This is a genomic window from Corallococcus praedator, assembly GCF_003612125.1.
GTDB classification, from domain to species: Bacteria; Myxococcota; Myxococcia; order Myxococcales; family Myxococcaceae; genus Corallococcus; species Corallococcus praedator.
Genome location: NZ_RAWI01000341.1, coordinates 1 through 10,166 on the forward strand (window position 1 = coordinate 1; position 10,166 = coordinate 10,166).

The following is a 10,166-nucleotide window of genomic DNA, read 5'->3' on the forward strand; positions in this document are numbered from 1 at the left end:
CCTCCCCTCCCCGCCGGGTGATGCGCCCTGCCCCACGCCTCAGCGCCGCGGCGACCTCCGCGTGGCGCGCGTGCCTGTCCGCGAGGCTCGGATCCGCATGACGCGCTCCAGCACGCGTGGCGGATGGCGCAGCCCGGCAAACGGATCCGCGCCACATGGCCCGTGGCGTCATGGGCCGACGTGGATTGCAGAAGTGAAATGGACTCCACCGCCTGGACCTCGGAAGGGACGCGGGCGTGGAGGGCGCGGCGGCCACGGACTCAATCCCCCCTGGCATACCTCTCAGGGATGAGCTGGCCAGGGAGCGCGGCGTGGAGTGGAAAAGAAGGCGGCCCGGCACCCGTGAGGGTGTCGGGCCGCGGGTCTTCTCAAGGTGACACACCGGAAGTGCTGAAAGGGTGGGGGGGAACCACTTTCAGCCTCGCTTCGATGCGTCCCGGACCTAAGCCTTAGCAGGTGCCATGCCAGCCGCTTCAGAAGGCGAAACTCTAGAGTTCTCAGGCACTTGGACGACAGGGCAACACTGCGCTCCCCTCCTCCGAGCATTGCAGGGCTGAAATCGGGTTTCAGATCTGAAAAGCCCGAGCAAATCCGGGGGTTTGATTTTTTCAACCTTGAACGGGTCCGATTTCGGATCTGAACCCACCCGGAAGGGGGTGGGACACGTCCTGGACACCGACCCCAAGGGTTACCTGCACCTACTCGCGCGGGGCGCCGGCGGGGGGCCGGAGGTTGAGCCGCTTCATCTTCCGCCACAGCGTGGTGGAGGAGACGCCCAGCTCGTCGGCCACGCGGGCCAGGTCCACGCCGTGGCGCTCCAGGGCCTGGACGATGGCGCGGCGCTCGGCTTCCTCCACCACCTCCGCCAGCGTGGGGCCGGAGGCCTCCGGGCTTCCCGGGCGGGCGTCCGTGGGCGGCAGGCCCGAGGCGGCCGCCGGCAGCACGCGGGACTGGGGGCGCAGCGGGAAGTCCTCCGGGAGCAGCTCGTCCGCTTCCGCCAGCGCGGCGGCCTGCTCCACCAGGTTCTCCAGCTCGCGCACGTTGCCGGGGAAGTTGTACGTCATCAGGTGCTCCAAGGCGGTGGCGGACAGGCGCCGGGCCCGGGGGCTGCGAGCGTTGGAGCGTTGCAGGAAGTGCTCCGCCAGCGCGGGCACGTCATCCAGGCGCTCGCGAAGGGGTGGCACGCGCAGCATCACCACGTTGAGGCGGTAGTAGAGGTCCTGGCGGAAGCGCTTCTCGCGCACCTCCAGCTCGATGTCCCGGTTGGTGGCCGCGGCGATGCGCGCGTCCACGCGCATCGCGGTGGACTCGCCCACGCGGCGCACTTCTCCGTCCTGCAGCGTGCGCAGCAGCTTGGACTGGAAGGCGGGGCTCGTCTCCGTCACCTCGTCGATGAAGAGCGTGCCGCCGTCCGCTTCCTCGAAGAGGCCCCGCCGTGTCTTCACCGCGCCCGTGAAGGCGCCCTTGGCGTGGCCGAAGAGCTCGCTCTCCAGGAGCGTCTCGCTGATGGCCGCGCAGTTGACGGGCACGAAGGGCCGGCCGCTGCGGCGGCTGTGCGCGTGGAGGGCGCGCGCCACCAGCTCCTTGCCGGTGCCGCTCTCGCCCTGGATGAGGACGGTGGCGTCGCTCTGCGCGACGCGCATGAGGCGCGTGGTGAGCTCCCGCATCGCCTGGCTGCGCCCCACCAGCGCGGACAGGCCGTGGGTCTGGTAGAATTCGGTGGCGAAGTTGTCCACCGCCATCTGGAGCTTGGAGCGCTCCAGGGCGCGCTCCACGCGGTAGCGCAGCTCGCCCTCCTTGAAGGGCTTGGTGACGTAGTCGTACGCCCCCAGGCGCATGGCCTCCACGGCGCTCTCGATGGAGCCGAAGGCCGTCATCATGATGGCCTGCAGGCGCGGGGAGACCTCCAGCCCGCGCTTGAGGAGCGTGAGCCCGTCCATGGGCTCCATCTTCAGGTCCGTGAGCAGCAGGTCCACCTGCCCCTTCGCGAGCACGCCCAGGGCCTCCTCGCCGGTGGCGGCCTCGGACACGGTGTAGCCGTCATCGCGCAGGAGCATCGCGGTGGTGGCGCGCATGTTGCGCTGGTCGTCCACCACGAGGATGCGTCCTCGGGGAACTGGCGTGGTTGCGTCGGTCATGGAAAGGACAGGGGCTGCGTGAGCGGCAACCGGAAGATGAACGTCGTACCGCGTCCCGGCACGCTCTCCACGGCGATTTCGCCGCGGTGATCCTCCAGGATGCGCTTCACCACCGCGAGGCCCATGCCGGTGCCCTGGGCCTTGGTGGTGAAGAAGGGTTCGAAGACGCGGTGGAGCAGCTCGGCCGGGATGCCCGGTCCCTGGTCCATCACGTCGATGCGCAACTGTTCGCGGCCGCCGTGCGTCTCGCGGCGGGCCTTCACCTGCACCTCGCCCCCATGGGGCATGGACTGGATGGCGTTGACGGCCACGTTGAGGATGGCCTGGCGGATGAGCCTCCGGTCGATGAGCACCGGCGGCATGCCGGGCTCCACCTCCGAGGAGATGCGCACCGGACGCTCCGCGCCCCCCTGCACCTTCGCCGCCTCCACCGAGTCCTGGAGCACGCGCAGCAGATCCTCGGGCTGGAGCACCGGGTTGCGCGGGCGGGTGTAGTCCAGCAGGGCGCCCACCATCCGGTTGAGGCGGTCACTCTCCTCGCCCACGATGTCCAGCAGCATGGCGGCGTCCCCTTCCGGCTTGAGGATCCGCCGCAGCGAGGCCACCGCGTTGAAGATGACGCCCAGGGGGTTTCGCACCTCGTGCGCGACGATGGCGGACAGCTCGCCCAGGGCCGCCAGCCGCTCGCGCTTCACCATCTCCGCGCGGGTGGCGGCCAGCTCCGCGTAGCTGGCCCACAGCGATTCGTACAGCCGCGCGTTGGCGATGGACAGCGCGAGCTGGCCGCACGTGGCCTCCGCCAGGTCGATGAGCTCCGGGCCGAAGGGACGCGGGCCGCGCACGTCGTCCACCATCACCACGCCGATGAGCTCCTCGCGCGAGGTGAGCGGCAGGCCCAGCAGCGCCTTCTCCCCCAGTTGTTCGACGAGCGCGGTGTCGGCGGACGAGCCGCCCTGCCGCAGGTCCTCGATGGCGATGGGCCTGCGCTCGCGGGCCACGCGCGCGGCCAGGGAGGCGCTGTCGAGCGGCACCACCACCGTGCGGAACAGGTCCCGGTGCGCCTCGGACGCGGCCGCGCCCCGGAGCACCTTGGCCTGCTCGTCGTAGAGCAGGATGAAGCAGTTGGACACGTCCAACAGGTGCACCAGGAAGTCGGACGCGACGTCCAGGATGCTCGCCGTCTCCAGCACGCCCGACGTGGTGCGCGACAGGTCCAGCAGCAGGCGCGTCTCCGTGAGCTGGCGGGCGGACTCGGCCCGGAGGCGGCGCTGCTCCAGGAGCGTCACCAGCAGCTCCGCGAGCGTGGCCAGCAGCCGCGCGTCGCGCTCGTCGAAGGGCTTCTCCTTCGGGCGCAGCGCCTGCACCGCGCCCACGCCCTCCCCGCCCCGGGTGAGCCGCGCCGCCGTTCCGGCCCCGAAGCGGCCCTGGGACACCGACTCCAGCGCGCGATTCTGGGCGTACGAGGACACCACGCCCCCGTCCGTCCGGAGCGACGCGGGCAGCAGCACGCCGGTGATGCGCTCCGCCTCGCCCCCCGAGAGGCTCCCCTCCTCCAGGCCCACGTGCGCGACGAGGCGCGGAGGCTGGCCCGGCTCCGGGGCGACGTGCAGCACCACCGCCTGGGCGTGCAGCAGGTCCGCCACCCGGGCGAGGAACCGCTCTGGCGGCGGGGGGACCGGCTGCGCCACGAAGCGCGCCATCTCCGCCACCGCCTCCACCTCCCAGCGGCTGCGCGCGCCGTCCGCCTGGAGGTGCGCGTCCGCGAGCGCCGCGCCCACCACCTTCGCGAACAGCGTCAGCACCGAGCCGTGCCGAGGCGCCACCCACGGCCCCGCCACCCAGAGCACCTCCGACTGCGGCCCGCCCACCGGCAGGTACGCGTGCGTGGGCTCCGCGTGGTCCGCGCCGCCGAACACCGGCCGCCCGTCCGACAGCGCCTCCAGCGCCAGGTGCGCGTCCACCGGCGGGGACACGCCGTCACGCACCACCAGCCGCGTGCCCTCCCAGCGCAACAGCCGCGCCCGGAAGCCCGCGCCCTCCAGGCCCGCCAGCGCCACGCGCCGCACCGCCTCCTCCGAGCGCGCGGACACCAGCGCCGCGGACGTGTCCACCAGCCGCTCCGCCACCGCCAGCTCCACCGGCCGCTCCGCCTGGACCAGGCAGTTGAGGAGCAGGCCGTAGCCGCCTCCCTCCAGCATCAGCTGCGAGGCCTGGACGGAGACCTCGTGCGTGCGGCCCTGCGCATTGGCCACCCCGTAGAGCTGCGTGCGCCCATCCAGCGGCGAGCCCGTGGCCAGCCGGCGGTAGCGATCCGCCAGGCGGCTGCGCTCCTCCGCCTGCACGAAGTCGAGGAAGGAGCGGCCCTCCACCTGTTCGCGCTCCAGGCCCAGCAGCCGCACGTACCCGTCGTTGGCCACGTGCACGTGGCCCTCCCCGTCCAACACCAGCACGGGGTTGGAGAAGGGCTCCACCAGGGCGCGCAGTTCCTGCTTGCTGTAGGCCTTGGGACTCATCCTCGACGCAGCACCCTTTTGTCACCCACCCGCAGCGTCACCTTCTCCCGATCGAAGTACTCCGACAAGGGGATGATGAACTTGCGGCTCTGGCCCACCAGGTCCTTGAAGCCCTGGGTGGTGATTTCCTTCTGCTCCCGCAGGTGCGTCACCAGCCGCTCGCGCAGGCCGCCGAGCGCGTCCGCGTCGAAGCACAGCTCCTCGCTCACGCGCACCCCCACGCCCTGCGCCACCAGCACCTTCAGCAGCTCCTGGAGCTTCGCGGGCGGCAGCTTCAGCTTCTGCGCCAGCTCCGTGACGGTGGGCGGCGCCAGCCCCGCCGCGGACAGCTCCGCGGACAGGCGCGTGCGCGCGGCCTCGTCTCCCAGGGTGAGCGTGCGTCCCCGGCCCTGCAGGCGCACCACGTCCTTCTCCGACGCTGCCTTCCCCGCGTCCACCAGCGCCTGCACCACGCGCTGGAACAGGCGCGCGTCCAGTTGCGCGGAGAGCCGCTGGCGCAGCTCCTCGCGCGACAGGCCCTCGCGCATCGGCTCGCGTTCGTGGAACGCGGCGAGCAACGCGAGCGAGCGCTGGCGCAGGCCTTCGAACACGTCATGGGAGACGTAGAGCCGCCGCTCCCGGTCCACCAGCAGCACCTGCCCCTTCGCGCCCAGCAGCTCCAGCGTGCGCGCCAGCACCCTGGGCGAAAGCCCCGAGCGGCCGAACAGCTCCGTCTGCGTGAGCCCCGCGTAGCCCGCCTGCCGCAACAGCCACGCCACCTGCCCGGCCGCGTCCGCCTCCAGCAGCGGCCGCACCACCCCGGACGCCCCCCGGCGACGGCGCGGCGGGGTGATGGACAGCACGCGGCCCCCGGCCACCGTGGCGCCCCGGCCCGGCAGCGCGCGCGAGCCTCGCAGGATGAAGCGCTGTCCCACGAGCGCGCCCACCGGCGACGCCAGCCGCAGCTGCGCGAGCGCCGTCTCCCCGGGCGCGAGCGTGTCCAGGTCCAGCAGCGCCACCGTGGCCTCCACCTGCGCGGTGCCCAGGTGCAAGAGCAGCTTGCGGCGCTTCGGGAGCGGGGACTCGGCCGCGGGCAGCAGCGTCAGCTCCACGTCCAGCATGGACGTCTGTGGCAGCTCGCCCTCGCGCGCGAGCACCATGCCCCGGTGCACGTCCTCCGTCTCCACGCCCGTCACGTTCACCGCCGCGCGCTGCCCTGCCTCCACGCGCGCCACCGGCTGCCCGTGCACCTGCACGCCCCGCACCCGCAGCGGCCCCGGCCGGGCCCCGGAACCGGAGGGCAGCAGCGACACCGCGTCGTCCACCGCCAGGGAGCCGGACAGCAGCGTGCCCGTCACCACCGTGCCGAAGCCCTTGATGCTGAAGGCCCGGTCCACCGGCAGGAACGCGGGCCCCTCCGAGGGGCGCGCCGGCAGCGTGGCCCGCGCGCGCCCAAGCGCCGACTTCAGGTCCGCGAGGCCCGCGCCCGTCCTCGCGGACACGGGCACCACGGGCGCCTTTTCCAGGAAGGTGCCGGTGGTGAGCGCGGCGAGGTCCGCCTCCACCAGCGCGCGCCAGTCGTCGCCCAGCGCCTCCAGCAGGTCCGCCTTGGTGAGCGCGATGACGCCCGCCTTCACGCCGAGCAGCCGGCAGATGTCCAGGTGCTCGCGCGTCTGGGGCATGACGCCCTCGTCGGCGGCCACCACCAGCACCGCCAGGTCCACGCCGCCCGCGCCGGCGGCCATGGCCTTCACGAAGCGCTCGTGGCCGGGCACGTCCACCACGCCCGCCACGTGTCCATCCGGCAGGGGCAGGTGCGCGAAGCCCAGCTCCAGCGTGATGCCCCGCCGCTTCTCTTCCGGGAGCCGGTCGGTGTCGATGCCCGTCAGCGCCTTCACCAGGGACGTCTTGCCGTGGTCGATGTGCCCCGCAGTCCCGATGATCATCGCCGCGTCAGCACCCTTCCGGTGTCCCGCGGACTCAGGCGCCGGCCTTGTCCGGGTCGTCGTCGAAGTGCGCTTCGCCCATCCCGGGCTCGTAGTCCCAGGGGAAGACGAAGAGCGAGTCGGTGGACATCCCCGCGTGGTCCGGCGTGAAGCCCTCCGGCCGCGCCACGAGGCACGCCGTCTTCACTTCCTTCGCGCCCACCTTGCGCGCGAGCGCCGTGGCCAGCTCCAGCGTGTCCCCGCTGGACGCGATGTCGTCCACGATGAGGACGCGCAGGCCCTTGATGGCCAGGGGCATCTCCTCGCTCACCTGGGGGTCCAGCGCGCGGTTCTTCGTCCGGTCCGCCTTGTCACGGCTGCGGCGGCTGATGCGCACGGGGAAGAACTGAACGCCGAGCGCCCCCGCGAGCGCCCCGCCCACGTACACGCCTCCGTGCGCCACGCCCACCACCGCCTGCGGCTCCCAGCTCTGACGGATGGTGCGCGCCAGCTTCTGCACCGAGCGGTCGAACTCCGCCCACGACAGCTCCACCACGCCGTTGGGCTTCTGGCGGGACTGGTCGCGGCCGGTGGGTTGGCGCGGGGCCTCCACCTGGGGCGCGAGCACCAGGTCGTTGGGAATGGAAACGATGCGCTCCGCGCCCTGCTTCTGGGCGTCGGACGGCGAGGGGGACTTCGGGGAAGGGTTGCGCTGGTCCTGGGACTTCGGCCCAGGCGCTGCCCGCTTGGTGGCCACGGCGAAAGCTCCGGGTGAGGTGCGGTCCTGTCATATCCCGAGCACCGCGCCCTCGCCACAACCGCCGCGCCTGCTTCCTCGGCGGATGTGACGCGCGGAAGACATCCCCCGGTGCCGCCAGGATGTCTGTCTTCAAGACAGGAGGCTCAGACGCTGCCTTCGGCCAGCATCTGGGAGATCTCCGCGCCCGGGATGACATAGCGCGTCGTGCAGAACTGGCAGGTGGCCTCCGCCTGGCCTTCCTTCTCGAGCAGGTCCTGGAGCTCCTCCTTGCCCATGGCGAGCAGCGCCAGCTTCACGCGGTCGCGGCTGCACGAACAGGTGAAGCGCAGGGGGTAGCGCGACATCACCTCCAGGTCCGCCTCCGGCACCAGCGAGCGCAAGAGCGTGGTCGCCCCATCCTGGGCGTGCGCCTGGACCGCCGTCTGGAACTGCGCCTTGAGGCGGTTGCCCAGCGCCTGGAAGGCGTCCTTGTCCCCGTTGGGCAGGGGCTGCACGAGCAGGCCCACCACGGTGCCCAGGGGGTCCTCCTTGCCGTCCACCACGCCCGGAAGCTGCGCCATGAGCAGGTGCGAGGGCACCTGATCCGACTGATGGAAGTAGCGCTCCAGGTCCGCCACCAGGTCGAAGTGCTCCAGCTCCACGGACGAGCGGTAGTACTCGCCGCCGCCCTGGTCGCGCAGCACGGACAGGAAGCCGTGGTTCCCCAGCACGGGACGCCAGTGGTACTTGCCCTCCGTCCCCACGTACTCCACCAGCGTGTTCTTCACGTAGCCGCGCACCACGCCGTTCGCGTCGCCGTCCACGAAGAGGCCGCGCAGGGGGCCGTCGCACTCCAGTTGCAGGTTGATCCGGGAGTCCGTGCCCTTGCGGAGCGCGCCCATGAGGGCGGCGGCGGTGAGGCCCTGGGACAGGAGGGCGGCGGAGGCCGGCATGCTCTGGTGCGCGGCGCGGGCCTGGCGGGACAGGACGCTGGTGGTGGCCAGCATCAGCCGCAGGTCCGACGCCTTCAACAATCCACTGACAAGCTCATCGGGCATAAGGGGGCTTGTTAGCGCGCCGCACCCGTCCGTGCCCACCGATGAAAGTGGGGCGGGGACGGGACGCCCGCGCGCCTGCCAGCAGCCGGGCCAGGGGGATGGCATCGGCGGGGCTTATGAGTCGGTGTTCCCCGGCTGCCACGCCCGGGCACGCTGGAATGCGGAAGAAATCCAGCCCGCGCTACGGAACAGCTATAAACCGCCTCCTGGCCGTCGCACCTGGCCCTGACTTGGGCGCGCGGGGGCTTCCACCCCACCATCCGCGTGCCCGCGCTGGAGACTCGATGAGCACCCAAGCCACCGCCGAAGCCATCACCGACCGGACGCCCTTGTTGAAATCGCGGCTGGGTTCGTTCCTCGCCGTGGTGCCCCTGAGCATCTGGGTCATCAACCATCTGTGGGACAACCTGTCCGCCTTCCGCGGCGCGGCGGCCTGGCAGGAGTCGGTGACGCAGTACGCGAACCCGTTCGCCCAGGCGTTCACGTTCATCATCGTGATGCTGCCCCTGCTCATCCACACGGCGTGGGGGCTGGTGCGCATGTTCAGCTTCAAGCCCAACAACCTGCAGTACAACAACTACGGCAACCTGAAGTACCTGGTGCAGCGCGTGGCCGGCCTGGGCGTGCTCGCGTTCCTGGGCGCCCACATCTGGCTGGCCTTCCTGCACCCCCGGCTGGTGGAGGGCGGCGCGGAGCCCTTCGCGGACATCGCCCGGGAGATGCACCACCACGGCCCCACGCTGATGGTCTACCTGCTGGGCACGCTGGGCACCGCGTACCACCTGGCCAACGGCCTGCAGACCTTCGCCATGGGCTGGGGCATCTTCGCCAGCGACCGCTCCATGCGCCGCTTCGAGCCCTTCTCCATCCTCATCTTCCTCATCCTGCTGGCCATGGCGTGGGGCAGCATCTACGCCCTCTACACCGCCGGCGCGGCCTTCAGCCCGGAAGGCATGGACGTCGGAAGCTGAGCAGGACGTCGCCTTCGGACCCCGGAAACACGACCGGCCGCCCCTGACTTCCAGGAGCGGCCGGTTCGCTTTTCAGGGGTGCCTACCAGGGCGTCAGAACGGGATGTCTTCGTCCGCGCCGCCGCCGTGGTTGCCACCGCCCATGCCGCCGTCGTCCATGCCCATGGGGGGCGGCTGGCCGTAGTCGTCCCCGCCGCGCGAGGGGGCGCCGCCGCCCTGCGACCGGCGTCCGCCACCAGCGCCGCCGGAGCTGGCCCCGCCGCTGTAGCCCTCGCCGGCGTCACGTCCGCCGAGGAAGGTCACGGAGGTGGCGACGACCTCGGTGGTGTAGTTCTTCTTGTTCTCCTTATCCATCCACTCGCGGGTCTGCAGCCGACCCTCGACGAAGCACTGCCGTCCCTTCTTGAGGTACTCGCCGCACAGCTCCGCGAGCTTTCCCCAGACGACGATGCGGTGCCACTCGGTGCGCTCCTGCTTCTGGCCGTTCTTGTCGTTCCAGCTCTCGCTCGTGGCGATGCGGAAGTTCGCCACGGCCTGACCGCCCGGGGTGAAGCGCACCTCGGGGTCCGCGCCGAGATTGCCGATGAGAATGACCTTGTTCACGCCTCCAGCCATGGTTCCTCCCTACCGAGACCTGGCCCACCAAGGGCCAGGTACAACCCGCGAGGACACACGCCCCGACAGGTCCTTCAGCCCATAGCATCCACCACTGACATTCCCCGGGCCAGAAACCGGCCGGAGAACGCGCGGACGCCGAGGTGCGCTTCACCCCGGGCGGTCAGGCCGTGGCGAACTTCCGCATCGCCACGAGCGAGAGCTGGAACGACAAGAACGGCCAGAAGC

General features: G+C 71.5%; 8 protein-coding genes. 2 read left to right on the forward strand and 6 right to left on the reverse strand.

Going from position 1 to position 10,166, the window contains the following annotated elements; genetic code table 11:
- Positions 1–698 precede the first annotated feature (698 nt).
- The 5 genes from D7Y13_RS31605 to D7Y13_RS31625 all read right to left on the reverse strand — a co-directional run bounded on the left by D7Y13_RS31605 (position 699) and on the right by D7Y13_RS31625 (position 8,352).
- Complete coding sequence (locus tag D7Y13_RS31605) at positions 699–2,138, reverse strand: sigma-54-dependent transcriptional regulator (protein ID WP_120535514.1); 1,440 nt, start codon at positions 2,136–2,138, stop codon at positions 699–701.
- On the reverse strand, positions 2,135–4,651 hold the full coding sequence (locus D7Y13_RS31610) for an ATP-binding protein (protein WP_120584867.1): 2,517 nt from the start codon (positions 4,649–4,651) through the stop codon (positions 2,135–2,137). The genes D7Y13_RS31605 and D7Y13_RS31610 overlap by 4 nt, the downstream gene beginning before the upstream one ends.
- Positions 4,648–6,576 (reverse strand): selenocysteine-specific translation elongation factor, encoded by a 1,929-nt coding sequence (gene selB / locus D7Y13_RS31615; RefSeq protein WP_120584868.1) that lies wholly within the window; start codon positions 6,574–6,576, stop codon positions 4,648–4,650. Before selB ends, D7Y13_RS31610 begins: the two co-directional genes overlap by 4 nt.
- 34 nt (positions 6,577–6,610) lie before the next feature.
- Positions 6,611–7,312, reverse strand: coding sequence for a phosphoribosyltransferase (locus D7Y13_RS31620; RefSeq protein ID WP_120535517.1), 702 nt, complete (start codon positions 7,310–7,312; stop codon positions 6,611–6,613).
- 146 nt (positions 7,313–7,458) lie between these two features.
- Complete coding sequence (locus tag D7Y13_RS31625; protein WP_120584869.1) at positions 7,459–8,352, reverse strand: Hsp33 family molecular chaperone HslO; 894 nt, start codon at positions 8,350–8,352, stop codon at positions 7,459–7,461.
- Positions 8,353–8,636: 284 nt separating this feature from the next.
- On the opposite strand from D7Y13_RS31625, the gene D7Y13_RS31630 reads away from it, so the two are divergent.
- On the forward strand, positions 8,637–9,323 hold the full coding sequence (locus D7Y13_RS31630) for a succinate dehydrogenase/fumarate reductase transmembrane subunit (protein WP_120535519.1): 687 nt from the start codon (positions 8,637–8,639) through the stop codon (positions 9,321–9,323).
- A gap of 93 nt (positions 9,324–9,416) precedes the next feature.
- Here D7Y13_RS31630 and D7Y13_RS31635 read toward each other — a convergent pair whose 3' ends face one another.
- Complete coding sequence (locus D7Y13_RS31635) at positions 9,417–9,938, reverse strand: single-stranded DNA-binding protein (RefSeq protein ID WP_120535520.1); 522 nt, start codon at positions 9,936–9,938, stop codon at positions 9,417–9,419.
- Between the two features lie 143 nt (positions 9,939–10,081).
- On the opposite strand from D7Y13_RS31635, the gene D7Y13_RS31640 reads away from it, so the two are divergent.
- Positions 10,082–10,166: single-stranded DNA-binding protein (locus D7Y13_RS31640; RefSeq protein WP_147452533.1), on the forward strand; the 85-nt coding region annotated here is incomplete at its 3' end.

Excerpts from the sequence above, each read along its gene's own strand:
- D7Y13_RS31635 (WP_120535520.1), bottom strand. The coding sequence starts at position 9,938 with ATGGCTGGAGGCGTGAACAAGGTCATTCTCATCGGCAATCTCGGCGCG.
- D7Y13_RS31610 (WP_120584867.1), bottom strand. The coding sequence starts at position 4,651 with ATGAGTCCCAAGGCCTACAGCAAGCAGGAACTGCGCGCCCTGGTGGAG.
- selB (WP_120584868.1), bottom strand. The coding sequence starts at position 6,576 with ATGATCATCGGGACTGCGGGGCACATCGACCACGGCAAGACGTCCCTG.
- D7Y13_RS31630 (WP_120535519.1), top strand. The coding sequence starts at position 8,637 with ATGAGCACCCAAGCCACCGCCGAAGCCATCACCGACCGGACGCCCTTG.
- D7Y13_RS31625 (WP_120584869.1), bottom strand. The coding sequence starts at position 8,352 with ATGCCCGATGAGCTTGTCAGTGGATTGTTGAAGGCGTCGGACCTGCGG.
- D7Y13_RS31605 (WP_120535514.1), bottom strand. The coding sequence starts at position 2,138 with ATGACCGACGCAACCACGCCAGTTCCCCGAGGACGCATCCTCGTGGTG.